The organism is Halobacillus sp. KGW1, from assembly GCF_001592845.1.
Taxonomy (GTDB): domain Bacteria; phylum Bacillota; class Bacilli; order Bacillales; family Halobacillaceae; genus Halobacillus.
The window spans coordinates 26,545-52,544 of sequence record NZ_LSOC01000006.1; the positions used below are offsets into that span (position 1 = coordinate 26,545).

Sequence of the window (26,000 nt, forward strand, 5' to 3'; positions counted from 1 at the left end):
CTGTTTTATTCTTATACAATAAATGTAATCCAATGAATAAAGAAAGAAGGAATGAAGATGACAGAGGACAGAAAAGACCGGGTAAAAAGAAACTTCACGCGTAGTAGAGAATCGTATGTACAAAGCAAGACCCATAATAATGCTGGTGACTTACAGGAGTTAATTCATCAACTCTCTCCCCTTCGTTCGTGGAAAGTGCTAGATATTGCAACCGGAGGCGGCCATGTAGCAAGGACCTTGTCTCCATACGTCCAGACCGTCTATGCCACCGACCTTACGAAGGCGATGCTCGAGAACACAGCTTCTCACTTGCAGCACCTGGAAAATATTGAGTATATCGTCGCAGATGCCGAACAGCTCCCTTTCCTCGATGAAAGCTTTGATGCCGTCACATGCAGGATTGCCGCCCACCACTTCCCTGAACCGCTGTCTTATATTAAAGAGTGTTATCGGGTATTGAAGCCGGGCGGTACGTTTCTGATGATCGATAACACGGCTCCGGATAAGGAAGAGCTTGACCGTTTCTATAATACGTTTGAACAATGGAGAGATGACAGCCACGTCCGGGCCTGGAAAATATCCGAGTGGAAGCAATGGCTCCTTCATGAGGGCTTCCTCATTAAGAAAGAAAGCCTTAAACAAAAAACCCTTCCTTTCCGTGACTGGGTGGAACGGACATGTTCGGATCGTTCCATTCAGAATCAGGTAGAAGCTTATATGATGACGGCCCCCGCCTCTACTAAGCAGTACTTCTCCATCCAAACATCGGAAGGTCATGTCGATTCTTTCTCCATTGACGAATGGATGGTTGTCGGAGCAAAAAGTTCCTGACAGTGTATAAACTTCCTCCTCCTAGGAAAAATAAGCGGAGTATTGATGACTAGTGAGGTGGGATTGGAATGGATGTCGTTGTAATGGCCAGAGCCTTGTTCGGAACGTCGCTTGGGTTTCACATCATCTATGCGACGATCGGGGTCGGGCTGCCAGTCATGATCATCATCGCAGAAGTGCTTTACTTTATAAAGAAAGATTCTGACTACGCATTGATGGCACGCAGGTGGACAAAAGGATTCGCGATTCTTCTCGCTGTTTCCATCGCCTCCGGGACAATTGTCGGTGTCATGATTTCTTTGCTGTTCCCTGATTTCATGGAGATTGTCGGGCAGGTAATTGCCTTGCCGTTCCAAATGGAAATCTTTGCGTTTCTTATTGAAGCAGTATTCATGTCGATCTATTTGTATGCAGCGGACAGACTCCCGCCTTCCTTAAGACTTACCAGTATTATATTCGTAGCTCTTGGAGCGACCGCTTCAGCGATTCTCATCACAGACGTGCATGCGTGGATGAACACTCCAGCCGGCTTCCGTATTACACCGGACGGCGAAGTGACGGATGTGGACACATGGGCGGCCTTCTTCAATCCGAGTTTCGGAGTGACCGCGATTCACACGACCCTATCCGCTTATATGACCGTAGCTTTCTTAGTAGCTTCCATTGCCGCTTTGCGTCTCATGAGGAAAAACATTTCATTAAAAGAACGAAAATACCATAAGAAAGCGCTGATGATCGCCATCTACTTCGGTGCTCTTACTTCTCTCGCCACAGCGATTAACGGACACGAAACAGCCCAAGTATTATATGAAAATAATCCACGCAAGCTTGCAGCAGCAGAAGGTTTGTTTGAAACGACCCGCTATGCACCGCTTTCGATCGGTGGATATACATCGGCAGCTGAAGAGCGGGTCAAATATGCCATTGAAATACCCAGCGGTCTAAGTTTTCTTGCAGGAGACCGATTTGACACGGAAGTCATGGGATTGAACGAATGGCCGGAAGAATTGTGGCCCCCTTTATACGTCCACATCCTTTTTAATGTCATGGTGGGAATCGGCAGCGTCTTGATATTTGTAGCGATGATCGCCCTTTTCTGGAAGCATGTTCTCAAGCGGGAGTTCCCGAGCTGGCTTCTCGCTTTGTTCGTCGTAAGCGGTCCCCTTGCAATGATTGCAATTGAGAGCGGTTGGTGCTTCAGCTGTATAGGAAGACAACCTTGGACCATTACCGATGTACTCCGGACCGGGGATGCGGCGACAAAATCCAGCAGTGTCGGATTTCTGTTCTATTTATTCATTACGCTCTATATCACCCTGTTGTTCGTCACCGGCTTCGTCCTTCGTTATTATTTCAAGAAGCATCCAGTGACCAAAGATCTGGAACCTTCAGAAACCACTTAGAAAGGAGAGGGATGAGTAATGGAAGCATCTACATTGGCGGTTACTATCTTATGGAGTTTACTATTTGTCTACGCTATGCTGGGTTCCCTCGACTTCGGGGCCGGTTTCTGGGGAATGATTTACAGTAAGAGCAGGCAAACCGGCGCCTCTCAGATTGCCAACCGGTTCTTATCACCGACATGGGAAGTAACCAACGTTTTTCTCGTCATTTTTGTTGTCTCCGTTGTAACCTTCTTCCCATTTGCAACGACGCTCTTAGGAAGTATTCTGCTCGTCCCGGTCGCTCTGGGTATTTTGCTCTTGACCATCCGAACGACGTTCATGGTTTTTCAGCACCATACCGATCGATTTAAGAATACACTTCGTATCACATCGGGATTCACAGGTTTGATCATTCCTGCGCTGCTCGTCAGTATCCTCCCTATCACATTAGGAGGATTCATCGACTTCGATAATGATTACCCCCGCCTCCATTATGGAGAGCTTCTGTCCCACCCTACTTTATATATGCATATCGCTTTCGGGTTGACGACCGAATTATTCATCTCGGCCGTCTTCTTGATGGATTATGCAAAAGAGGCAGACGATTGGAAGGCGTATCACACGTTCCGGAAGCATGCCATTTGGCTTGGACCGGTCAGTATTGCCGTGGCCATGTTGACCATCGGTACCTTCCCGGAAGAGGCGGCATGGATCGTTGACAATATCCAGGCGAACTGGTTTACGTTCGGATTATCTGTTCTTTTCTTCCTGATCGGCTATACATTTTTGTTCATCCGCCGGAAGAATGGACAGCGTGGACTATCACGACTTGCCGTCCTTGCGATCATCATTCAATACGGCATCGCTATCTATGCCTATGGCAATGCGCACCTCCCCTATCTGATTTATCCTGATTTGACTATAGAAGAAGGATTCACAAATCCGGACATCTTCTATCAGATGCTTGTCGTCTACGGTATTGGATTCGGAATTCTGATTCCTGCTTTCATCCTGTTCTGGCGCTTGTTCCTGAAAGACCGCCGTTACTTGAAACAGGAATAGAAGAGCGGCAGCTTAAGCTGCCGTTCTTTTTTATATCGTTATCCTTAGGACCGTACGGGGTACATAGAGACAAAGAGAGGTGAAACTATGAAGAAGTTGACCAATCAATACTTAGAGGAAGCAATCGAAGACAGCAAACCGTACGCTTCCCATGGAAATGTCAATATGACCATTCCTCATTTCGATGAAACAATCAAAGATCACTTAAGTGTTTCCATCCTCACAACACACGGGGAGTCCTATTCCGCCGGTGGAGACAATCAGCACATTCCTATGCAGAGCACTTCCAAAATCATCGGCCTCATGCTTGCCCTCCAGGATTTCGGGAAAGACCGCGTCTTCCAAACCGTAGGAATGGAACCGATGGGTGATTTTTTCAACTCGATCAGTCAACTGGAATCACATGTGACCCACAAACCGTTTAATCCAATGATCAACGCAGGAGCTATTGCGGTCGCCTCTCTCATTAAGGGGCAGAATACGGAAACCCGCTTCGACCGATACCTTACTTTCCTTCGCCGCATCACAAGTAATGATCAGCTGGAGATGAGTGAAGAAGTCTACGAAGCAGAAATAGGCAACGGAGCAAGAAACCGATCTCTCGCATACTTTATGCAAAGCAACGGGACACTCGTGACAGATGTAGAAGAAGCACTCGACCTTTACTTCCGAATGAATGCAGTCATGATGTGCTGTACAGACTTCGCGAAGGTAGGACTCTTTCTGGCAAAAGGCGGCGAAGACCCCGCAAGCGGAGAGCGGCTGATCCCACCCCACCATCTTCGGACTGTGAAGGCGATCATGATGACCTCCGGCATGTACAATTCATCCGGCCACTATGCAGTAGAAGCAGGGTTCCCCTGCAAAAGCGGTGTATCCGGCAGCATCATCGGTTCCGTCCCCGGCCGGATGGGAATCGGTGTCGTCGGGCCTGCCATTGATAAGAAGGGGAACAGCACAGCCGGCGGAGCCTTAATCAAAAAACTGTCCAAAGATCTCGGCTTAAATATGTTCGGGGTGGAAAATACAGATGCAGAGGAGGAACATAATGGCGTTTGACTACGACCTTGATTTCGACCATATCAATTTCAAAGAAAACCCGGGAAAGTACCGGGTCGGTAAAGGAGAGCAGGGGGTCCTCCTTGTCGAGCCTTACAAGAGTGAGATCCTGCCGAATTGGCGATTCAAAACACCGGAAATTGCTAAGGAATCTTCCGAGAAGATTTATGAGCAATTCCTTGAATATAAGAAAGCAGAAGATATTGTAGGTATGGATATGGCCCGTAAATTCCTCCAGATGGGATACACACGCTCCAGACGATACGCCAATTATAAAGGCGGAAAAAAGTACGGCGATGACGGTAAGGTGAACGAACGGCAGATCGATGAAGAAAAAGCGGAATCGGCACGCATCTTTGAAGAAAAATGGAAGCTGGTGCGTGAAGATGAAGAGTATCTGAAGCAAAAAAAGAGACACCAAGAAAAATACGGATAAAAGTAAAAATTTCTACAAGGTATATTGTCAAAAGTTTCTGAGTAGTGTAAAGTAGTCAACAACATTTACATTTATACAATTGAATCTCTTATCAAGAGAGGCAGAGGGACTGGCCCTGTGAAGCCTCAGCAACCCCTGGTCTAACCAGAAAGGTGCTAACTCCAGCAAGTTGTCTATTCAACTTGGAAGATAAGAAGAAGAGCGGAAACGTCAAAGTCTTCTTATCTAAGAAGGCTTTTTTTATTTATATACAAGATTACTAGAAATGAGGAATGTTCACATGTGTCCGCACACTGATACTAAATTCGTCCAAACTGGAAACCAGAAAGAAGAGCCCACAGGCGCGATAAATCCCCCTGTTTATTTCTCTACCGCATACCGTCATCCCGGCTTAGGGGAATCCACAGGCTTCGATTATACCCGGACAGGAAACCCGACCAGGCAGGCTCTGGAGAAGTCCATTGCTGATATCGAAGGCGGCGAAGCCGGGTTCGCCTTCAGTTCCGGAATGGCTGCCATCCAAACGGCCCTTTCTCTATTTAAGCAAGGGGACGAAATTATCGTTTCAGAAGATCTATACGGCGGGACATACCGACTCTTCGAGCATATGAAAGAACGCTACGGCCTGAATTTCCACTACTGTGACAGCAAAGAGCTGGATAATTTGACTGCTTACATCAACGATCAGACCAAAGCCATTTACATTGAAACACCGACAAATCCACTAATGCATACAACAGATATCCGAGAGGTATCTAAACTGGCAAAAGCACACGACCTGCTCTTGCTTGTCGATAACACGCTCTATACTCCCGTCCTGCAAAAACCGCTGGAAGAAGGGGCGGATGTCGTCATCCACAGCGCAACCAAATATCTTGCGGGTCACAACGACGTACTTGCAGGTATTCTTGTCAGTAAAGGAAAACAGGTCAACGAAACGCTGGAGTTCCATCAGAATACATCCGGCGCCGTCCTTTCCCCACTTGATTCGTGGCTGCTTATGCGCGGAATGAAGACCCTTCCGCTGCGAATGAGGCAGCATGAAACAAACGCGAAAGCCGTTGTGGATTATTTAAAAGAGCACCCTGCGGTAACAGACGTCTTCTATCCGGGGCGAGGCGGAATGATTTCTTTCCGTCTGCAGCATGAGCAGTGGATCGACCCGTTTCTGCGCAGCCTGAACTTGATATGTTTTGCAGAAAGTCTCGGGGGGGTTGAAAGCTTTATTACGTATCCGGCTACACAAACGCATGCGGATATACCGGAAGAAATCCGCACGGGATACGGAGTATGCAACCGTCTGCTTCGGTTCTCTGTAGGAATTGAGCACATCGATGATTTACTGGAAGATTTGGAACAGACCTTGAGCAGCTTACTGAAGGAGGAGATTGTACAATGACCGACCATTCCATTCAAACCCGTCTACTGCACAGCGATTATAAATTTGATCCGCAGACAGGTGCCGTCAGTGTTCCAATTAACCAAGCATCCACGTTCCACCAGCAGGATTTCGATCAACCGGGCGACTATGATTACAGTCGTTCCGGCAATCCGACACGAAAAGCCTTGGAAGACACGATCGCCGGGCTGGAGAGCGGCACCCACGGCTTCGCCTTCGCATCCGGCATGGCCGCTATTTCCACCTCTTTCATGCTTTTATCGCAAGGGGATCACATCGTCATTACAGAAGATGTGTACGGGGGTACGTTCCGCATGGTCACCAACGTGCTCGATCGATTTGGGATCGATCACACATTTGTCGATATGACAGACTTGGATGCAGTGGCACGAGCCATCCAACCGAACACGAAGGTTCTTTATATTGAGACACCATCCAATCCCACCTTAAAGATCACTGATATACAGGCGGTAACGAAGCTCGCAAAAGCCAATGAATGTTGGACGTTTGTAGACAACACCTTCATGACACCGGCCCTCCAGCGGCCGTTAGAATTAGGTGCCGATCTTGTCCTTCACAGCGCTACAAAATTTATTGCAGGCCACAGTGACGTCGTAGCTGGTCTCGCTGTTACCGGCTGCCCTGAAATTGCTGAACGTTTGGGATTTTTGCAGAATTCATTCGGATCGATCTTGGGCGCACACGATTGTTGGCTCGTGCTTCGCGGCCTTAAGACGCTGCACACACGACTCACCCAGTCTTCCCGCTCGGCGGAACTAATTGCAGAGCAGCTGCAGAAGCATCCGTTGATTGAAGAAGTGTACTATCCAGGGTTCTCCTGTCATCCGGGCAGTTCCACCCACTCCTACCAAGCGGATGGTGCGGGAGCGGTACTTTCTTTTCGATTAAGAGATGAAGATGCGGTCCGACAATTCACCAAAGCGGTACAAATCCCTGTCTTTGCGGTGAGCCTCGGAGCAGTAGAATCAATTCTCTCCTATCCTGCACGCATGTCTCATGCTGCCATGCCGAAAGCAGAACGGGAAAAGCGCGGCATCACCGATGGACTGCTCCGCCTATCCGTCGGATTAGAAAACCCGGAAGAGCTGCTGGCTGATTTCTATCAAGCACTCAAACAGATTCAACCATATGCATTTACTACGAATGGGAGGCCGAGCCATGAACTTACGTGAAGCATTACAGAACAAAACATTGATCGGTGATGGTGCTATGGGCACCCTCCTCTACTCCTATGGTATTGATCGCTGCTTCGAAGAACTGAACCTCTCCCATTCTGAAGAAGTTCTAAACGTTCACCGCGCCTATGTGAATGCCGGTGCAGATGTTATTCAGACAAATACCTATGGAGCAAACTATATTAAACTGACACGCTACGGGCTGCAGGAACAAGTAAAAGAGATTAACACTGCTGCCGTACGACTTGCAAAACAAGCGGCTCATGAAGGAACCTATGTGGTCGGAACGATCGGCGGCATACGCGGTGTCCAGAAGCAGAGCGTCAGCCTGGAAGAAATCAAACGCAGCTTCCGCGAACAGCTTTATTGTTTATTGTTTGAAGAAGTGGACGGCCTTCTCCTGGAGACGTATTACGACTTGGAAGAGTTGAAGGCAGTGCTGGAGATTGCACGAAAAGAAACCGATCTTCCTATTATTGCGCAGGTGTCCATGCATGAAGCCGGCGTTCTCCAAGAAGGCACCTCCTTATCCAACGCCCTCCAGCAATTAGAACAGCAGGGAGCTGACATTATCGGGGTGAACTGCCGCCTCGGTCCTTATCACATGATTCAATCTTTGGAAGACGTTCCCCTTCCCGATAAGGCCGTCCTGTCCGCCTACCCGAACGCTAGTCTCCCTGCTTTCCAGGATGGAAGATTGGTCTATGCGACCGATCCGAATTACTTTGAGAAAAGCGCAAAGTCCCTCTACCAACAAGGAGCCCGTTTGATCGGAGGGTGCTGCGGAACAACCCCTGAACATATCGAGGCGATTGCAGCTGCAGTAAAAGGGAAAGAGCCGATTCGAAAGAAGGAAGTTCCTGTTAAACAAGGGCACGGTGTATCCTTGTCCTCACCGGAAAAGAACTTGGAGCATTTACATGAACGCGCCAAAAGAGGAAGGTCCATCATTGTCGAGCTCGATCCTCCTAAGAAACTGAACACGGATAAGTTCCTTGAAGGAGCAAAAGCGCTTCAGGATGCGGGTGTTGACTCCATTACGCTTGCCGACAATTCCCTTGCATCACCGAGGATCAGCAATGACACGATGGCATCGATTATCAAAACCAAGTACGACGTTGATCCGCTCGTCCATATCGCCTGCCGGGACCGGAACCTGATCGGCCTCCAGTCCCACTTAATGGGTCTGCATACGCTCGGCATTCAGCAGTTGCTTGCTGTGACAGGCGATCCAACGAAAATCGGCGATTTCCCTGGTGCAACATCGGTCTATGATTTATCGTCCTTCGACTTAATCCATTACATCAAGCAGCTCAACAAAGGGATCTCCTTTTCTGGTAAGTCTCTTGGAGAACGTACTTCCTTCTCTGTCGCTGCAGCCTTCAACCCGAACGTACGGAACTTGAACAGGGCAGTCGGAAGAATGGAAAAGAAAATGAAATACGGTGCAGACTACTTCATCAGCCAGCCTGTATTCAATCATGAGCAGATCGTAGAGGTTTACGAAGCAACGAAACATATTGAAGCTCCCATCTACATCGGTATCATGCCGTTAACAAGCGCACGGAATGCAGAATTCCTCCATAATGAAGTGCCTGGAATTCAGCTTTCTCCTGAAATTCTTGCGAGAATGGAACAAGCAGGAACTGACAAAACACAAGCTCAGGCCGAAGGCATCAGCATTGCAAAATCATTAATAGACACCGCTATGGATTTGTTTAACGGCATTTATTTAATTACTCCATTTCTGCGCTACGAAATGACTGTAGAATTAACGAATTACATTAAAGAAAAGACCGCACAACGGGAAAGGAAGGTTACTGATGGCATCCACTTGGTTTGAACGACAGCTGGAGAAACGCATCCTGATTCTTGATGGAGCCATGGGCACAATGATTCAAGATGCTGATTTATCCGCAGAAGACTTTGGCGGAGAGGCCTACGAGGGCTGCAATGAATACTTGAATTTGACGTACCCTGATCTGTTGGAGAAGATTCACACCCAATACTTGGAGGCTGGTGCCGATATCATCGAGACGAACACTTTCGGAGCGACTGACCTCGTTCTTGATGAGTATGATCTGGGGCATCTGGCTGAAGAAATAAATATCGCCGCCGCAAAAATTGCGAGGAAAGCTGTCGACCGCTTCTCATCGGAAACCAGTCCCCGATTTGTTGCAGGCGCAATGGGACCCACGACGAAGACACTCTCCGTCACGGGAGGCACTACTTTCGATGCGCTTGCCAAAGGATATGAGGAGCAGGCGCGAGGACTTATCAAAGGCGGCGTCGACCTCCTGCTTTTAGAAACGTCTCAGGATATGCTCAACGTCAAAGCCGCATTCGTCGGTATAACGAAAGCAAGTGAAGCTACGAATACGAAGCTTCCTCTTCTGATTTCCGGAACGATTGAACCGATGGGAACCACCCTTGCCGGGCAGAGCATCGAGGCATTTTATCTCTCCCTTGAGCATATGAACCCTGTCGTCGTCGGACTCAATTGTGCGACCGGTCCGGAATTCATGCGTGATCATCTGCGGTCTCTGTCTGATCTTGCTACGTCTGCGGTAAGCTGTTATCCGAATGCAGGGCTTCCCGATGAAGAAGGGAATTATCACGAAACGCCTGAATCACTCGCCCAAAAGGTCGCTGGTTTCGCCGAAAAAGGCTGGCTGAACCTTGTCGGCGGATGCTGCGGAACAACCCCGGACCATATCCGGGCCATTGCCGATGCCGTACGACCGTATCAACCGAGAGAACGAAAGGATTCCCATCCGCACGCCGTCTCTGGAATAGAGCCGATGATTTATGACGACCCTGCCGACCGTCCCATCTTGGTCGGAGAACGGACGAACGTTATCGGCTCCCGTAAGTTCAAACGTTTGATTGCAGAAGGAAAATTCGAAGAAGCGTCCGAGATCGCCCGTGCCCAGGTTAAGAAAGGTGCCCAGGTCATCGACATCTGTCTCGCAGATCCGGACCGCGATGAAGTGACAGATATGGAAGCCTTCATGAAGGAAGTCGTCAATAAAGTAAAGGTACCACTCGTCATCGACTCCACCGATGTTAAAGTTATTGAAAAAGCACTGAAATATTCCCAAGGGAAAGTCATCATTAATTCAATCAACCTGGAGGACGGAGAAGAACGCTTTAAAGAAGTACTCCCACTTGTCAAACAGTACGGTGCAGCTCTCGTCGTCGGAACGATCGATGAAGTCGGAATGGCTGTTACAGCGGAGAGAAAGCTGGAAATCGCTAAGCGTTCGCACGACATCCTCGTAAAAGAGTATGCCATCGATCCGCGTGATATCATTTTCGACCCGCTCGTCTTCCCTGTCGGTACAGGAGATGAACAATACATCGGTTCTGCCGAGGCAACCATAGAAGGCATACGACTGATCAAAGAACAACTACCCCTTTGTCAGACCGTCCTTGGCGTAAGTAATGTCTCCTTCGGTCTGCCTCCTGTCGGAAGAGAAGTCCTAAACGCGGTTTATTTATACCACTGTACAAAAGCAGGACTGGATTACGCGATCGTGAATACCGAAAAGCTGGAAAGGTTCGCTTCCATCAATGAGGCGGAAATCAAGCTTGCAGATGAGCTTCTCTATCAGACGAACGAGCAGACTCTCGCCGCATTCACAGCCTTCTACCGCGGGAAGAAAAAAGAAAATAAAGTACCGACATCGACGATGACATTAGCAGAACGACTCGCGCACTATGTCGTAGAAGGAACGAAAGAGGGATTAATTCCAGACCTGGAATTGGCACTCGCTGAATATCCAACGCCTCTGGATGTAATTAACGGGCCTTTGATGGAAGGAATGGCGGAAGTAGGCCGCCTCTTTAATGATAACCAACTGATCGTCGCGGAAGTGCTGCAGAGTGCAGAAGTCATGAAGGCATCTGTCGCTTTCCTCGAGCCTCATATGGAGAAGGGGGACTCCTCCAACAAGAAAGGAAAAGTGCTGCTCGCCACCGTAAAAGGAGACGTGCACGACATCGGCAAGAACTTGGTAGAGATCATATTGAGCAACAATGGGTTTGAAGTAGTCGACCTGGGTATTAAAGTCACTCCAGTCGAACTGATTGAGCAGATCAAGCGGGAACAGCCGACGATCATCGGTTTATCCGGATTGTTGGTCAAGTCGGCTCAGCAGATGGTGTTAACGGCTCAGGACTTGAAGCAGCAGAACATTTCTCTTCCTATACTTGTTGGCGGGGCTGCACTTTCACGGAAATTCACCCATACGAAGATATCACCGGAGTATGAAGGGCCCGTCTTGTATGCCAAAGACGCCATGGACGGATTGTCCATTTCCAACCAGTTGAGTGATGAGAAAAAACGACTTCCGTTTCTTGACGATCATGCGCAGAAACAGGCCGCTGCCCTATCCAAAGCAGCCGAGGCACAGGCGCAGGGAAACACGGCAACAGCGGTAGCAACAAAACCTAAGTCGACGGTTTCCTCATCGGTTCCAATCTATCACCCGCATGATTTCAACAAGCACATCATAAGGAATCATCCAGTAGCACATATTGAGCCTTATATAAATATGCAGATGCTGATCGGCCACCACCTTGGATTAAAAGGAAGGTTCTCGAAACTAATCGAAGAGAAAAATGAGAAAGCCCTCCACTTAAAGAGCGTGGTCGACGGCCTGCTTTCAAAAGCGAAAGCGGAAGCCTGGGTCCAGCCCGCCGCCATGTATAAATTCTTCCCAGCGCAATCGGACGGGGACGATGTCCTGATTTACGACCCGGAGAATCCAGGACGTATCATTGAACGCTTCTCCTTCCCCCGCCAGGAGAAAGCACCATACCTGTGTCTGGCTGACTATTTAAGACCAGTATCGAGCGGGGAAATGGACTATGTCGGCTTTTTCGCTGTAACAGCAGGTAAAGGCATTCGTAAGCGGGCAGCCGCATTGAAAGATGAAGGGAAATACTTGGAGAGTCATGCCGTGCAGGCACTCGCCCTGGAAACGGCGGAAGGACTCGCCGAACAGGTGCACCAACTGATGCGTGATAAGTGGGGATTTCCCGATCCTACAGACTTCACCATGCAGGAACGCTTCTCGGCTAAATACCAAGGGCAGCGCTTCTCTTTCGGCTATCCTGCTTGTCCGGAACTGGAGGATCAGCGTAAATTATTCAAGCTGATTCAACCGGAGGAAATCGGAATCGAGTTGACCGAAGAATGCATGATGGAGCCGGAAGCTTCGGTTACGGCAATGGTTTTCGCCCATCCGGAAGCGCGTTATTTCAACGTCCATTAAAAATAATTAAATCCCGCAGCTTTCTTTGCTGCGGGATTTTTCATTGGGTATGTTTGTATATAACCGTACTGTAAACCTGTGATTTAGCCTTCGGATCCAAATATATGGCAGCACTGTTGACAGCAGCCATTGCTTCATTGAATCCCGATGCAATCAGCATTGTTTTGTTAGGATAAATAGCTGCATCACCGGCGACATATATTCCCTCCCTATTTGTACACATATCCGTTCCCACAGGAATCCTTCCTTTCTCGGTTGTGATCCCCCACTGTTCATATAAACTCTTGTCAATTTGCAACCCTTCATATACGAGTAGATGATCGACCTTGATCTTCTCCCCATCACGTAAAGTAATGTGAGAAAGCTTATCTTCTCCATGAAGACGTTCCAGTGACTGATGGTAGTGAACATGTATACTCGATGCCTCTAGTTTCTCAACATCCCCTTCGTAAACAGCTTTGAACTTATCACCGGCATTTATCAAATGTACCTCTTCTGCACAATTTTCCAGAGCAAGTGCCCAATCAACCCCCACTCGGTTTTCGGAAACGACCGCTACGCTCTTTCCGGCATATCGCACTAAGTGTTGAATCGTGTAATGAATACAAGTATCCGCATATTTCTCTGCTCCAGGTACTTGAAGCGGCTGCATTTCAAATGTTCCCATTCCTGCAGCAATAAGAATGGTTCGGGAATAATGCTCCCCTCCCCCTTCTTCCTTCAAAACGTAAGTACCATCGGAGAGCGCATCGATACTCGTCACTTTTACTCCTGTCACTATTTTCGGTTTCACACTTTCTGCCTGTGCCTGAACGTTGGCTACGAGATTCTCCCCGGTCACTCCCGGAAAACCGCCGACATCATATATCTTTTTCTCTGGATAAAAGAAGGAAACCTTACCTCCAACATCCGGCTGGTATTCCATCACTTTTGTCTTTAAACCCCGCATCCCGCTGTAGAATGCAGCATACAAACCAGTCGTTCCTCCTCCTACGATCGTCACGTCAAACATTTCTGCCATGATGGTCACTCCTTCTCCGTTACTCTGTTTTCATAAGTAAATAAATGAAATAAGGGGTACTGACAATGGATACGACAATCCCGACAGGAATTTCTGCGGGTGCGATGATATTCTTTCCAATTGTATCTGCAAGGACCAGAAGCAAAGCACCGATCAGACCCGCAGCCGGCAGCATGTATTCATGCCTTGGACCGACGATCCTTCTTGCTATGTGCGGCGCTACGAGGCCAAGAAAAGCAATCCCTCCGCCCGCGGCTACGCTCAGACCAGCAAGCCCTACTGCAGCGAACAGCAATTTACGTCTCTCTCTTTCCACCATTGCACCAAGTCCGATCGACATTTGATCGCCGAGGCTCAGGACATTCAGCGTCGTAGACTTATAAACGGCGTATGCTGCAACCACGACAAGGACAGGAGCAACAGCGAGGACCATTTCCCAGTTCCCCATCCATATATCCCCTGCAAGCCAGACGAGGGCTTGATTGAAGTCCTGCGGGTTCATCTTCACCTGGAAAATGACAAGTGCTGCACTAAATCCCGCATTAACACCGATTCCGACAAGCAGCAAACGGACGGGGTTTACCCCTTTCTTCCAAGCAAGCATATAAACGAGTCCAGCAGCCACGAATGCTCCGAGTAGTGCGAACACCGGCAGGATATAGATTCCGAGTCCACCGACGGACGTCATTGATTTCTGGAAGAAATAAATGTAGAGAATGACAGCAAAACCCGCTCCGGTGTTGATTCCCAACACGCCTGGATCAGCAAGATCATTCCTAGTGACCCCTTGCAGGACAGCACCGGAAATACCGAGACCTGCACCTATTACAAGTGCAAGCACCATTCCCGGCAGACGGAAGTCAAAGAGAACCAGCTGCTGGCGATCGGTACCGTTGCCAAGCAGTGTCTCTAGTACATCAAGAGGAGCAATCGTCACTACACCTGTATTCAAACTGACGGCCATCGCGGCCAAAAGACCGATGACCAACACGGCCATGATGATTACATATCGCTTTTTTTTCATTACATTCCTCTCCCTTCACCGCGGGCAAGGTAGAGAAAGAAAGGAACTCCGATGCAGGCAGTAATGGCCCCGACCGGAGTCTCAAACGGAGCATTAACAAGCCTTGCCCCTATGTCTGACACCACGAGCAGCAGAGCTCCGAAGACAGCGGATACAGGGATGATCAGACGGTAGTCCGAACCGACAAAATATCGAGTGATATGAGGAATGATAAGACCTATAAAGCCGACCGTTCCAGCCACAGAGACAGCAGCTCCTGTGAGGACAAACACAACGATGACACCGAGCGTCTTAGCGACCCATACATTTTGTCCGAGACCTTTAGATACCTCTTCTCCAAGACTGAGAATTGTCACGGCGCGGGAGAGGAGAAGTGCCAGAATTAAGCCGAATGCCCCTGCGACTGCAAGAATTTGAACGGACGTCCAATTCGTTGCAGCCAAACCGCCTCCGTACCAGAAGCTCATCTGTTTTGCCACTTGGAAATGCAGAGACAGCGCAGAGGATAACGAGCTGAGCATCCCACCGACGGCAACGCCGGCTAAGGCAAGTTTAACCGGTGTCAAACCTCCCTTGGACAGAGATCCTACAAGGAACACGAGAACAACACCTAAACCGGCACCGATAAAGGAAGCAGCGGTCAGTCCCAAATTAGTGATACCAGGGAAAAATACAAGAGCAAGAATAAGCGCAAACGCCGCTCCATGAGAAACCCCCATGATAGACGGGGATGCAAGCGGATTTCTCGTCAACCCCTGCATCACTGCCCCGGAAACGGCAAGAAATGCTCCGACTAAGGCTGCCGCTGTCGTTCTCGGCAGTCGCAGCTCTCTTATCACCTGATGGCTGGTAAGGGTAGGATCGAAGTCGGTGACCGCCGCCCATACCGTCTTCCATCCGATATCTGTCACACCTGAAATGACAGATGCGAAAGCCGAAAATACTAATAATAATAGTCCGACGGCGATACAGATCGCAGCGCTCCCATAATGAGTGCGCAACCCTTCTAATTCTTTTCTTTTTCGCCCCTTCTCCTCCACGGCATTCTACCTTCTCTCTATGTAAACTCTATTATTGAGAATCATTATCATCAAACCAAGTATATAGGCAAATAGTTGAGGATTCAAGCATCACCACATTGACACTTTATTTGAAAATGATTATCATTATCGCATGAATACTTTTTTAGGAGGACGAATGAACGTGAGACGAAATAAATGGCTTGTCATGATCAGTCTGTTATTTGTACTGATTATTGTAACCGCTTGTAATAGTGACACAGAGAATGCAGAGAAGGATTCGGAACAGGAAGCAAAAGAACGTACCATGACTCATGCGATGGGGGAAACGACGATTCCTGAAAACCCGGAACGTATCCTGGCACCATATTTGGAAGATTCCTTAGTAGCTCTTGGTGAACAGCCTGTGGCTCAATGGTCTATTGGAGATTCCGTACTCGACTACTTACAGCCTGAATTAAAAGACATACCTAAAATCGGTTGGGATCTTCCGATTGAACAGACTATTGAGCAGAATCCGGACCTCATCATCTTCAGTTCCCCATCCGCACTCCAGAACGGGAGCTATGACGACTACAACAATATTGCTCCTACCTATGTGATGGAGGAAGAAACGAATGCGGACTGGCGTGCCCAGTTAACAGCAATCGGAGAAATTTTTGATAAGAAAGAGGAAGCGGAGAAGGTACTTAATGACTTCGATCAAAAAGTAGAAGATGCCAAATCTTCACTTAAAAACAGCATCGGCGACGAATCCGTTGCTTTTGTTTGGACGACAGGTGAGCAATTCTATGTCTTCGATAATACCCGGTATGCGGCGGAAATTATGTACGAAGACATGGGTATCACTCAGCCTGAATTCATAAAGAATTTACCAGAAGGAGAAGAGCAATGGAATCCGATTTCCCTGGAGAAACTCGGACAAATGGACGCTGACCATGTTTTCTTAATCGGAGCAGAAGGAGAACCAGGGCTGGAAATCCTAGAGAACAGTTCCGTCTGGCAGAACACCCCTGCTGCAAAGAGCGACCAAGTTTACCTTATGAATGAACCAAGTCATTGGACGATTGACGGTGTTATCGCTCACGAAATGACTATTGATAAAGTAGTGAATACACTAAGTAAATAACCAGTAAAAGGTGGAGCTGTTAGAAGCTCCACCTTTTTTCTTTTTCATCCTGTAAGGTATATTCTTAACCCGGAAACATTAGGCACAATGAACCACCTTTTGTCTTTTCTGAGGTTATTTTGTAAAAGATTCTAATATTGTGCAGGAAGTTCTCTATTATAGTCGAACACTATCACATGATGAACACATGAAGGGGGTTACGAAATGGCTGAAGAACAAACTAGATATTCCCGCCTGGCACAAATTACGAAGTTGATCAACACGAAGCTGGATCTGCGCGAAGTATTAGAACATGTCGTCACAGCCATCTCAGAAGAAATCATGCGATGTGACTCCGTCGGCATTTATTTACCAAGAGAAGACGGTACGTATCAAGGGTATGTCGGAAAACCGGCGCTGATCAACGGTATGACTCTCGACATGCATATCGTCGATCCGGAGCAGGATAACCTTGCTAAAGAAGTTATTGAAACTGGAAGAGCGATCTATATACCTGATACATCTAAAGATGAACGTCCAGATCAACGTGCAGTGAAAGCTTTTAAGATCAACTCCCTCCTCGTAGCACCGATCTCCTACGCAGAAGAACTCTACGGTCTTGTCTTTCTTTTCGATTATGGGACACCAATGAATTTGACAGAATCGGAGATCGAAACGGTTCAAGCCTACATTAATATGGCTGCTGTAGCCATTCGTAATGCGAACAGCCTCTCCAGGAAGGAAAGGCTGATTGCTGATAAGCAAATGCTGTTGAACGTGACCAGAGAATTATCCCACTGCTCCTCACTTCAAGAAGCACTGGATAAGTGTTTCCATTACTTGGGGGGGATTTTGAATAACCCGAATATCGGCGCCCATTTCATCGATCCGGCAGCGGAACACAACCTGCAGCCGGCAAGTCTGAGTAAAGACAGTGAGTGGACTGAGGAAGATTGGAAGAACACGCACACGAGGGTGGCGTTCAACCACAGGGAAGATGCCGTATTCCAGGAAGTTATTCAAACGAAGAAATCCATTTTCATTCCGGATGTGGACAAGGATGAACGTGTCCATCATGAGATTTGCAGGCAGTTCGGGATACGTGGTCTCTATATGATCCCACTTGTCTCTCTCGGAGAGGTGCTTGGAGCGATCGCTGTCGTCGACTTGACCGAAGAGCGTGGTGTTTATTCTGCTTCTGTACGCCAATTGGCCGAGTCCATTGTTGATGCTACAGCCCCCGTCCTTTTCAACTTGATTTATATAGAAAAGCAGGAAATGATCATCCATGAACGGACCTCGGAGCTTTCCAGCAAGAACGCAGAACTGGAAGAAGCAATCACGGAACTCAGACAGCTCAGCAGGGAGAAAGATTTAATCCTGAATTCTGCCGGAGAAGGAATATTCGGTTTGAACTTGGATGGGAGAATCACCTTTGCCAACCCTTCTGCGACAAGTCTCCTCGGGTATAAGGGGGAAAAAGAAATGATTGACCTCCCCTATTCTCACATATTTGCCTGGGAAGCTTCAGGAATGGAACCCCCGGCGGAGTTTATTGAAATGTATGAAGAGAAGCGGGACCAGCTTACACAGGATCACTTCTTCTTTACGGTAAACGGAACGATTTTTCCTGTTGAGTACGTTATTAATCCACAGAAAGAAGGTCAGAAAACGGTCGGATATGTCGTCACTTTTAAAGATGTCACGTCACGTAAGCAAATGGAAGAGAAAATTAAATACCACGCTTACTATGACAGCGTCACAAATGTTCCGAACCGCGTGCTTTTTCAAGACCGCCTCTATCAGGCATTGAGCTACGCACAATCCAACAGCCGCCCTATGGCTATTTTATTTCTCGATTTGGACCGTTTTAAGAAGATCAACGACACATTCGGACACAGCTTCGGAGATTCCGTGCTTAAAGAAGTAGCGAAACGTCTCCAGCGGGCCATCCCGAAAGAAGCCACCGTATCCAGGCAGGGCGGGGATGAATTCACCATCCTGCTTCCTGTCATTGAAGGAACGGAAGATGCAGTGATCTGTGCCCAGAAAATTCTCCGCTCTTTCGACGAACCCTTCCTTATACAAGAACAGGAAGTAGCTATGAAAACGAGCATTGGTATCAGTATTTACCCGGATAATGGGGAAAACGCGGAAACGCTGATCAAACATGCCGATGCCGCTATGTACAAAGCAAAAGGGCTGTCCGGAAATCAATTTCAGTTATTCAGCGCTGGCAGTGACACCAAAGCCATCGAGCAGATTCAATTAGAGAATGACCTCTTTAAAGCACTCCAAAGAGGCGATGAATTCGAACTTCACTACCAGCCAAAATTCGATCTCCGCACAGACCAGTTGATTGGAGCTGAAGCGCTCATACGCTGGGATCATCCAAAGCTGGGACTACTGTCTCCCAGTCAGTTCATTCCGTTAGCAGAGGAAACAGGGCTCGTAACTATTCTGGGAGAATGGGTTATTGAGCAAACGTGTAAACAAATGAAGAACTGGTACGACTACGGTCAACAGTCATTGGTCATCTCTGCCAACTTATCTCCACAGCAGATTAACCAAAAGGCCCTTGTCCCTTTTGTGGAGATGGTATTAAAAGATACCGGCCTTCCTCCTCATAACCTGGAGCTGGAGCTTACCGAAAACTTGATTATTCACAACACGGAACAAACGCTTAAAACCATAGCCGAATTGAAAAATCTCGGTGTGCAAATATCGATTGACGATTTCGGGACCGGATACTCTTCGCTCGGCTATTTAAAAGATTTCCCTGTTCACACTCTGAAAATTGATAAATCTTTCATCGATGACGTCACTACAAACCCGAACAATGCTGCTATTACTAAGACCATTATTACATTAGCAAACAGTCTTCATTTGAACGCAATTGCAGAGGGTGTGGAAAATGAAGCGCAGGCACGATTCCTGAGGGAACACGGTTGTAATTGGGTTCAGGGCTATTACTACAGCCGCCCCCTTCCGGCAGACAGATTTGAGGAAAATTTCCTTCAATTATTAAGAAATGAGGTGGATTGATATGAAAGCTGTGAAAGCCGTTATGGATTATCTCGTAAACGGTAATGTGACGCACGTGTTTGGTATACCCGCCGGTTCGGTCAACGCCTTCTTTGACGAGCTGTATGATACACCTTCCATAACTCCAGTAGTGACGAAGCACGAGGGGGCTGCTTCCTATATGGCTGCCGCCTACGCTAAATACTCCGGCTCTTTAGGCGTATGTATAGCAAGCAGCGGTCCGGGGGCAACCAACTTAGTAACAGGTGCTGCCAATGCCATGAGGGAGCACCTGCCCGTATTGTTTCTGACTGGTGCCGTCCCCGTTGATACAGTAGGTTTAAATGCGTCACAGGAATTACATGCTGATCCGATCTATCAATCCGTGACGAAGTACAGCCAGCGAGTAGACCGTGCGGAAGAACTGCTCCCTGAAATTCATAAAGCTGTGGAGATCGCCATGACCGGAGTCCCCGGGCCAGTCCACATCTCCATGCCTATCGATGTGCAGTTGGAAAGTATTGCTCCACCTTCCATCCCTTCGTTCCCGCAGCGTACAAAACTTCTTCCCCGCGATGAGTTGATTGCTGAGGCTGCTGATAAACTCGCGGATACAAAGAAAGGAATGATTTTGCTCGGGCAGGGGATAAGAGGCGCGGTTAAAGATGCTCTAGAATTAGCCGAACTTCTCCATTGGCCGTTCATCACAACGCCTCAGGCAAAAGGGTATATTCCTGACGACCATCCGCTCCATCAGGGTGTCTTCGGATTCGCCGGTCATGAGCAGGCAAGCACACTCGTCCACGATTCTGAAGTAGAAACGATTCTTATATTAGGCAGCAGTTTGGGAGAAACCGCTACAAACAATTGGAACCCACATTTGACGAGAAGCAAGTACACGATTCAGGTCGATTACGATGCGACGGTCTTTAACCGCAGATACAATGTGGACCTTCCTTTACACGGAGACCTGGATGTAACGATTTCTTCCCTGACGACCGCTTTGAAATCAGGAGATTATAATCCTGCAGAGGTTGCTGTTCCTGTTCGGGAGAAACATAGGAACGACAGAGATGAGTACAATACTCAGAATGTATTACACGCCCTCCAGGAACTACTACCCGCCTCTACAAGATTCACGATCGACATTGGCGAATTTATGTCCTATGTTATTCACCATATGCCGGTTCGGTCTGCCGACTCTTTCGATATCAACGTCCACTTCGGTGCTATGGGAAGCGGAATAGGCAGTGCCATAGGCGCCAAGCTTGCCGATCCAGACAGGCCTACGGTGAGCATTACGGGGGATGGCTGCTTCTTCATGCACGGAATGGAAATTTTGACGGCTAAGGAATACGACATTCCCGTATTATTCATCGTCATGAATAACGCCCGGCTGGGGATGGTCCACCACGGCCACGCTCTTCAGTATAAGCGGGCGCACGAACGCTTCGGCCAAAAGCCTGTCGCTATCGCGGAGATGGCTGCCTCTATGGGTATTCCAAGTGTTCGAATAGAGACGTTGGAAGATATAGATACAGAAACCATAGCGAAAATTCTCCCTGCAGACGGTCCCTCTCTTCTTGAGATTTCCTTAGTGGATGACAACATTCCGCCAATGGGTGACAGGGTGAAATTTTTGTCTTCTTTCGGGAAATAATGCCGTTTTATAAGATTGCGATTGCTTTTTAGAAGTGACCCTTCTTATGATGGAACTATCCTACCTCAGAAAAGGGTGCCTCCTATTGAAATCACTGAAACTGCTTACTGTCAGCTTTGCTGTCGGACTGTCTCTTTCCGGCTGCTCTACATTAGAGGAAGAATCAGAGACGGAACAACACACCCATGAAGAAAAAGCGATGCACGTCAACGGCGATATCCGTGAAACAACAAGTTCTGCCTCCAAGCTTCCGAATTTTTTAACAGAACAGCCCGACAACATTCAAACGATCTATGCAGCCGTACCGGCGTATCGAGGATTATTGGAATCCATGCCTTGCTACTGCGGATGTGGCGAGAGCGTCGGACATACGAGCAACTACGACTGCTTCGTCCACGCCCAAGAGGAAAACGGTTCGATAGAATGGGACAACCACGGAACGAAATGCGGTGTTTGCCTGGAGATAGCCGCCCAAGCTATCGTCGCTTCCGAAGAAGGAAAGTCTGTAAAGGAAATTCGCTCGATCATTGACGAAACCTACAACCAAGGCTACGCAGAGCCAACGCCGACGCCGGATATCTAGTGCTGTCCACACTTTTCAAAGAAAAAAATCCGAACGCATCCGTGCGTTCGGATTTTTCAGGCTGTCGAGAAAGAGCGCCCGTCAATATTATAACCGTACTAGTCAGGCAATTTCCCCAAAATTCCATTCCTCTGTCATCTTTCCTTTAACAGCTTTTCTGGCTCTGTGTAATCGGGACTTAGCAGCGGAGAGGGAAATATTCAACTCTTGCGCAATCTCCCCTTCTGACATTTGCCGGGTTACATGGAGCTGAAAAACATCGCGGAGCTTCGGAGATAACAAGCTGACACGTTTCCTTATCCCCTCTTCCATTTGATGAAGGACGCAGGTATGTTCCACTTCCGAGAATGGGGATTCTTTGGAAGGCTGTGTCAATGCTTCTTCCAACGGAACCACCTGTGTACGTTTCTCTTTCCGGAGGTAATCAATAGCCTTCCGATGGGCAATCGTAGCCAACCAGGCACCTGCCTTGCCTTGATCCCTGATTTCTTCCCATTTCTCATGTGCTTTCATGAAAGTCTCCTGAAGGATATCCTCCGCCGCACAAGCATCCCTGGTCACTTTCAAAGCTGTATAATAAACCCTTTGGTAAAAATGTTCATACATGTCACGGAAATCCATCCTCATGTCTCTCCCTTATTCAAAGTGTTCCTTAACAAAATCAGGAGCTTCCGCTTCCTCCATACTTAAGTACACCTTGTTTTCCGAATCTTCCCCTTTGAGATAATAGACGAAAAGGTACCCGTTCTCTCTCCAGTTTTCGTCTGCATTCATGACAGCTTCTATTTGATCCGCACTGTTCAGGGTCATCGGAGTATATCCTTCTCCTTGAAGCGCCATTGCATAGCCTTCGAAATCGTACGTGTCATATTTATCATTTCCAAGCGGATACACTTCCACTTTATCCACCATGGATGAATCAACCATTACCTCTTCATAAAGATCTTCTTCCTTCAGCCATTCCATTGTATGTTCGTAGGAAGGATAGACACTGGTAGACAAGAAGCCTCGATTCTCCATTCCGGACACCGTAAAGTCAATATTGGTTCCAAACCCTTTCGGATCAACCATTTCTTCATAAGTAAGTCCTTCCAAGTCCTTCCGCAATGCTTCAACGAAACCACTGATTTTTTCCGGATCGTACAACCTCGGCATCTCACTGCCATTCGTTACAGGATATAGATCCACCTTCCCAATATTTGATATATCTGCTTGAAGAATTGGATAATGCATATTTTTATATTCTTCTGTTTCATACAATTCCTTCAAGCCTTCCGTAATCTCTTTTCTGTCCACGTAGTACTGGCGGAGCACTTCTTTGCCATTGTCCAGTTGATAACCGATAAAGAAGTCTTCCCCGGATTTTTCAAGAGGTTCGCTTTCTGCTATTAACGATTCATGGACAGCCCTCACCTGCTCAATGGCTTCCTTCGAACGGACAAACGAGTAATTGCTTCCTTCCCGCTGGGATTCTTCATATTGGTAGTAGCCGTTTCCGAAGTACACTTTCTCCACTTCCCCGGCACTTGGAATATAGGATTCATATCCCTTCCAAAGGAATGGAATGACAGCAATCATCACCGCGGTGATCAACGCATAGCCTGCCCAGCCTTTCGCATGCTTCCAGATAAAAATTCTCCAGGTCTTTTCAATTAACATGACGATCAATAAGTATCCGATCGTTCCTCCGATAACGAACCCTGCAATCATCCAGGAATGAGAATTCTGCGTGAGGCCAAAGTACATCCCTCCAAACAATGCGGAACAAAACATTGTGCCAAACTTAAAAACAGGGTGCAGGATCGGAGACGCCAAGGCATTGGAAGCAGCTTCCAGCGGTCGCTTTTTGTACAAATACAGGGCGGCAAAATAGAAAAAGACAGCCGCTGCTCCGTATATAAGCAAGCTCATATTGGCAACCGGCAGTTCCCCTGCGACTTCTCCTTCACCAGAAACATAATAGCTTCTCTCAAAGACAACGATGTCCAAAAGCGGTGAGAACTTATCCAGCGATTCATTAAGAATGACGTTTTGTGAGAAACCTTTTACAGTTGATGACAACAGGTACGAGATGAGAGCATAAAGACCTGCCGGAAGTAAAAGGAATATGTAACTCAACACTCCCTGGACAGCAGACAATCCTGTAAGCATTCCGATGAATACCGTAACGCTGAAAAACAACAGCGTTATGACAACCATTAACAGAAGCCAGTAACCCAGATTCCCCAATGTGTAATACGCACTTACATCCGCTGCAAGAGCTGTCACAAGCAGAAGAATGTAATTCAACAGAAGCGGTGCAAGCAGTAAGGAGGCACCGGAAAGGATGTGATGCATAAACAATGCGGGACGTTTTACCGGGAAGCTGTGCGCAAAGTCTGCCGCTCCTCTCACTTGTATATAGCGAAATAGAAATATGGCCATCAAAACCGGAAGAAGATAAACGAAGACGACCTGGGCTTCATACAGAAAGGCTCCTTCGAACATTCCTGTGCCGTTATAGAAGTCCGGCTCCTTCTGACTCATACTCATCCACACCTGCATCGGTCCGAAAAAGAAAAGACCGAAGAAATAGACAATAGCAATCCAGCCGACGTTCCGGTAATCCTGCTTAATAATTTCCCGGTTAAACGAGGATGTTTTCAAAGGCATATCCTGCACCTCCCATTTCGTAGATGAAGATTTCTTCCAGCGTTAAAGGCAGCCGGTCATAGATGAGCGCATGCTGCGCTCTTATCGAACGCTCGACCTCTTCTTCTTTACCGCGGACGATCAATAGATTCACACTGCCGCGCTTTTCGTGATAAAGGAGATCCAGTCCGATAGATGTAACGGAGGTTTCTTGATCGCGGAAGGCTACCTGGATTTTATGGACATCTTCTTTCAAATCATCTAAGTCTCTTTCCAGTAAAAGTTCCCCCTTATGCAGAATACCGACGTGATCACAGATATCTTCCACTTCTCTTAAATTATGAGAAGAGATAAGCACGGTCATCTGCCGCTCGGCAACGTCCTGAATGATCAAACTTCGTGCTCTCTGCCTCATCACTGCATCCAGACCATCGAACGGCTCATCGAGAATAAGCACATCGGGGTTCGAGGACATCGCCAGCCAAAACGCAACCTGTCGCTGCATTCCTTTGGAAAACCGGCTTATTTTCTTGTGCTCATCCAAAGGGAATACCTCTTTCAATGCTTCATATCGCTCTTCACTCCATGCCTTATACATGGACCGGTAGTAATTAGCCATCTGACGAGTCGTATACTGAGGATGAAAATACAAAGAGTCTGATAAGAACAAGACTTTCTGCTGTGTGTCCTCATTTTCAAACACCTGCTGTCCACCTATCTGTACAAGCCCGTCACTCTGCTTCAGTATTCCGGCCAAGATCCTCATCAGGGAGGTTTTTCCAGCTCCGTTGGACCCTAAAAGGCCGTAAATCGATCCCTCGCCTACTTGAAAAGTAACATCGTTCAAGATCTTCTCCTTTTGAAAGGATTTATGTAAACCCTTCACATTAATCATTCTGTTCACCACCCTCTACTTCACGAAGAAGGGAGGCTATTTCTTTCGGTGTCATACCGAGATACAATGCTTCTGCAAACAGCTTCTTCAACGCTTCCTTCATCTTCCTCAACTCCTCATCGTTATTTACGTTCCGCTCCGGATGGACGAAACTTCCTTTTCCCTTTAAAGAATAAATGTAGCCCTGGGATTCTAATTCCCTGTACGCCTTCTGAATGGTATTAGGATTTATCGTCAGTTGTTGAGCAAGTTCCCGTACGGAAGGAAGCTTCTCATCTCCCTTCAGGACTCCACGGATAATCAGCTGTTTCAGCTTCTCCACCAACTGTTCATAGATCGGTTTACGGCTTCGAACATCCAATTCAAACATTTATCCACCTCCATTTCT

Annotated in this window: 20 protein-coding genes and 1 riboswitch; of the genes, 13 read left to right on the forward strand and 7 right to left on the reverse strand. The window is 47.6% G+C overall.

Translation table 11 applies throughout. From position 1 onward, the window contains the following. Nucleotides 1-57 precede the first annotated feature (57 nt). The 9 genes from AXG56_RS18155 (at nucleotide 58) to metH (ending at nucleotide 12,647) form a co-directional block, all read left to right on the forward strand. A complete protein-coding gene (locus AXG56_RS18155) occupies nucleotides 58-831 on the forward strand; it encodes a class I SAM-dependent methyltransferase (protein WP_062515775.1) in 774 nt (257 codons plus the stop codon). Nucleotides 832-899: 68 nt separating this feature from the next. After that, on the forward strand, nucleotides 900-2,234 hold the full coding sequence (locus tag AXG56_RS18160) for a cytochrome ubiquinol oxidase subunit I (RefSeq protein ID WP_062515776.1): 1,335 nt from the start codon (nucleotides 900-902) through the stop codon (nucleotides 2,232-2,234). Between the two features lie 18 nt (nucleotides 2,235-2,252). After that, the gene (locus AXG56_RS18165; RefSeq protein ID WP_008634859.1) at nucleotides 2,253-3,278 is read left to right on the forward strand and encodes a cytochrome d ubiquinol oxidase subunit II; all 1,026 of its coding nucleotides are present in this window, start codon (nucleotides 2,253-2,255) and stop codon (nucleotides 3,276-3,278) included. Between the two features lie 87 nt (nucleotides 3,279-3,365). Further along, nucleotides 3,366-4,337 (forward strand): glutaminase A, encoded by a 972-nt coding sequence (glsA, locus tag AXG56_RS18170; RefSeq protein WP_026578870.1) that lies wholly within the window; start codon nucleotides 3,366-3,368, stop codon nucleotides 4,335-4,337. Continuing rightward, on the forward strand, nucleotides 4,327-4,773 hold the full coding sequence (locus AXG56_RS18175) for a DUF4385 domain-containing protein (protein ID WP_062515777.1): 447 nt from the start codon (nucleotides 4,327-4,329) through the stop codon (nucleotides 4,771-4,773). Before glsA ends, AXG56_RS18175 begins: the two co-directional genes overlap by 11 nt. An 85-nt stretch (nucleotides 4,774-4,858) precedes the next feature. Continuing rightward, a riboswitch (SAM riboswitch) is annotated at nucleotides 4,859-4,969 on the forward strand. A gap of 84 nt (nucleotides 4,970-5,053) precedes the next feature. After that, on the forward strand, nucleotides 5,054-6,172 hold the full coding sequence (locus AXG56_RS18180) for a methionine biosynthesis PLP-dependent protein (protein ID WP_026578868.1): 1,119 nt from the start codon (nucleotides 5,054-5,056) through the stop codon (nucleotides 6,170-6,172). After that, the gene (gene metC / locus AXG56_RS18185) at nucleotides 6,169-7,365 is read left to right on the forward strand and encodes a cystathionine beta-lyase (protein ID WP_062515778.1); all 1,197 of its coding nucleotides are present in this window, start codon (nucleotides 6,169-6,171) and stop codon (nucleotides 7,363-7,365) included. The genes AXG56_RS18180 and metC overlap by 4 nt, the downstream gene beginning before the upstream one ends. Beyond that, nucleotides 7,352-9,211 carry a bifunctional homocysteine S-methyltransferase/methylenetetrahydrofolate reductase gene (locus tag AXG56_RS18190; protein ID WP_062515779.1) on the forward strand — a complete coding sequence of 620 codons (1,860 nt, stop codon included), beginning with the start codon at nucleotides 7,352-7,354 and terminating at the stop codon, nucleotides 9,209-9,211. Before metC ends, AXG56_RS18190 begins: the two co-directional genes overlap by 14 nt. Further along, a complete protein-coding gene (metH, locus tag AXG56_RS18195) occupies nucleotides 9,192-12,647 on the forward strand; it encodes a methionine synthase (protein ID WP_026578867.1) in 3,456 nt (1,151 codons plus the stop codon). The genes AXG56_RS18190 and metH overlap by 20 nt, the downstream gene beginning before the upstream one ends. A gap of 40 nt (nucleotides 12,648-12,687) precedes the next feature. Here metH and AXG56_RS18200 read toward each other — a convergent pair whose 3' ends face one another. From AXG56_RS18200 to AXG56_RS18210, 3 genes are read right to left on the reverse strand one after another with little or no spacing between them, the layout of a single operon-like run. Beyond that, on the reverse strand, nucleotides 12,688-13,668 hold the full coding sequence (locus tag AXG56_RS18200) for an NAD(P)/FAD-dependent oxidoreductase (RefSeq protein ID WP_062515780.1): 981 nt from the start codon (nucleotides 13,666-13,668) through the stop codon (nucleotides 12,688-12,690). 19 nt (nucleotides 13,669-13,687) lie between these two features. Further along, a complete protein-coding gene (locus tag AXG56_RS18205) occupies nucleotides 13,688-14,692 on the reverse strand; it encodes an iron ABC transporter permease (protein ID WP_062515781.1) in 1,005 nt (334 codons plus the stop codon). Continuing rightward, entirely contained in the window at nucleotides 14,692-15,732 is a 1,041-nt protein-coding gene (locus AXG56_RS18210; RefSeq protein ID WP_008634880.1) for an iron ABC transporter permease, read from the reverse strand. The genes AXG56_RS18205 and AXG56_RS18210 overlap by 1 nt, the downstream gene beginning before the upstream one ends. A gap of 157 nt (nucleotides 15,733-15,889) precedes the next feature. Here AXG56_RS18210 and AXG56_RS18215 point away from each other — a divergent pair, with 157 nt between their 5' ends. From AXG56_RS18215 to AXG56_RS18230, 4 genes are all read left to right on the forward strand, one after another. Next, on the forward strand, nucleotides 15,890-16,840 hold the full coding sequence (locus tag AXG56_RS18215) for an iron-hydroxamate ABC transporter substrate-binding protein (protein ID WP_062515782.1): 951 nt from the start codon (nucleotides 15,890-15,892) through the stop codon (nucleotides 16,838-16,840). A 204-nt stretch (nucleotides 16,841-17,044) separates the two neighbouring features. Then, on the forward strand, nucleotides 17,045-19,864 hold the full coding sequence (locus AXG56_RS18220) for an EAL domain-containing protein (protein ID WP_062515783.1): 2,820 nt from the start codon (nucleotides 17,045-17,047) through the stop codon (nucleotides 19,862-19,864). Nucleotide 19,865: 1 nt separating this feature from the next. Next, nucleotides 19,866-21,503, forward strand: coding sequence for a thiamine pyrophosphate-binding protein (locus tag AXG56_RS18225; protein WP_062515784.1), 1,638 nt, complete (start codon nucleotides 19,866-19,868; stop codon nucleotides 21,501-21,503). Nucleotides 21,504-21,588: 85 nt separating this feature from the next. Further along, nucleotides 21,589-22,086 (forward strand): PCYCGC motif-containing (lipo)protein, encoded by a 498-nt coding sequence (locus tag AXG56_RS18230; RefSeq protein ID WP_062515799.1) that lies wholly within the window; start codon nucleotides 21,589-21,591, stop codon nucleotides 22,084-22,086. 102 nt (nucleotides 22,087-22,188) lie between these two features. On the opposite strand, the gene AXG56_RS18235 is transcribed toward AXG56_RS18230, so the two are convergent. The 4 genes from AXG56_RS18235 to AXG56_RS18250 are packed head-to-tail and all read right to left on the reverse strand — an operon-like array spanning nucleotide 22,189 to nucleotide 25,982. Then, complete coding sequence (locus AXG56_RS18235) at nucleotides 22,189-22,707, reverse strand: RNA polymerase sigma factor (RefSeq protein ID WP_062515785.1); 519 nt, start codon at nucleotides 22,705-22,707, stop codon at nucleotides 22,189-22,191. 15 nt (nucleotides 22,708-22,722) lie between these two features. Continuing rightward, nucleotides 22,723-24,738: a DUF6449 domain-containing protein gene (locus AXG56_RS18240; RefSeq protein ID WP_062515786.1), complete on the reverse strand. Its 2,016-nt coding sequence runs from the start codon at nucleotides 24,736-24,738 to the stop codon at nucleotides 22,723-22,725. Then, entirely contained in the window at nucleotides 24,713-25,612 is a 900-nt protein-coding gene (locus AXG56_RS18245) for an ABC transporter ATP-binding protein (protein ID WP_026578861.1), read from the reverse strand. The genes AXG56_RS18240 and AXG56_RS18245 overlap by 26 nt, the downstream gene beginning before the upstream one ends. Continuing rightward, nucleotides 25,605-25,982: a GntR family transcriptional regulator gene (locus AXG56_RS18250; protein ID WP_026578860.1), complete on the reverse strand. Its 378-nt coding sequence runs from the start codon at nucleotides 25,980-25,982 to the stop codon at nucleotides 25,605-25,607. The genes AXG56_RS18245 and AXG56_RS18250 overlap by 8 nt, the downstream gene beginning before the upstream one ends. Nucleotides 25,983-26,000: the final 18 nt, after the last annotated feature.

Bases quoted from the DNA above. Each gene is read 5' to 3' on its own strand.
- AXG56_RS18155 (WP_062515775.1), top strand. From the start codon at position 58: ATGACAGAGGACAGAAAAGACCGGGTAAAAAGAAACTTCACGCGTAGT.
- AXG56_RS18160 (WP_062515776.1), top strand. From the start codon at position 900: ATGGATGTCGTTGTAATGGCCAGAGCCTTGTTCGGAACGTCGCTTGGG.
- AXG56_RS18165 (WP_008634859.1), top strand. From the start codon at position 2,253: ATGGAAGCATCTACATTGGCGGTTACTATCTTATGGAGTTTACTATTT.
- glsA (WP_026578870.1), top strand. From the start codon at position 3,366: ATGAAGAAGTTGACCAATCAATACTTAGAGGAAGCAATCGAAGACAGC.
- AXG56_RS18175 (WP_062515777.1), top strand. From the start codon at position 4,327: ATGGCGTTTGACTACGACCTTGATTTCGACCATATCAATTTCAAAGAA.
- AXG56_RS18180 (WP_026578868.1), top strand. From the start codon at position 5,054: ATGTGTCCGCACACTGATACTAAATTCGTCCAAACTGGAAACCAGAAA.
- metC (WP_062515778.1), top strand. From the start codon at position 6,169: ATGACCGACCATTCCATTCAAACCCGTCTACTGCACAGCGATTATAAA.
- AXG56_RS18190 (WP_062515779.1), top strand. From the start codon at position 7,352: ATGAACTTACGTGAAGCATTACAGAACAAAACATTGATCGGTGATGGT.
- metH (WP_026578867.1), top strand. From the start codon at position 9,192: ATGGCATCCACTTGGTTTGAACGACAGCTGGAGAAACGCATCCTGATT.
- AXG56_RS18200 (WP_062515780.1), bottom strand. From the start codon at position 13,668: ATGGCAGAAATGTTTGACGTGACGATCGTAGGAGGAGGAACGACTGGT.
- AXG56_RS18205 (WP_062515781.1), bottom strand. From the start codon at position 14,692: ATGAAAAAAAAGCGATATGTAATCATCATGGCCGTGTTGGTCATCGGT.
- AXG56_RS18215 (WP_062515782.1), top strand. From the start codon at position 15,890: ATGAACGTGAGACGAAATAAATGGCTTGTCATGATCAGTCTGTTATTT.
- AXG56_RS18220 (WP_062515783.1), top strand. From the start codon at position 17,045: ATGGCTGAAGAACAAACTAGATATTCCCGCCTGGCACAAATTACGAAG.
- AXG56_RS18225 (WP_062515784.1), top strand. From the start codon at position 19,866: ATGAAAGCTGTGAAAGCCGTTATGGATTATCTCGTAAACGGTAATGTG.
- AXG56_RS18235 (WP_062515785.1), bottom strand. From the start codon at position 22,707: ATGGATTTCCGTGACATGTATGAACATTTTTACCAAAGGGTTTATTAT.
- AXG56_RS18240 (WP_062515786.1), bottom strand. From the start codon at position 24,738: ATGCCTTTGAAAACATCCTCGTTTAACCGGGAAATTATTAAGCAGGAT.
- AXG56_RS18245 (WP_026578861.1), bottom strand. From the start codon at position 25,612: ATGATTAATGTGAAGGGTTTACATAAATCCTTTCAAAAGGAGAAGATC.
- AXG56_RS18250 (WP_026578860.1), bottom strand. From the start codon at position 25,982: ATGTTTGAATTGGATGTTCGAAGCCGTAAACCGATCTATGAACAGTTG.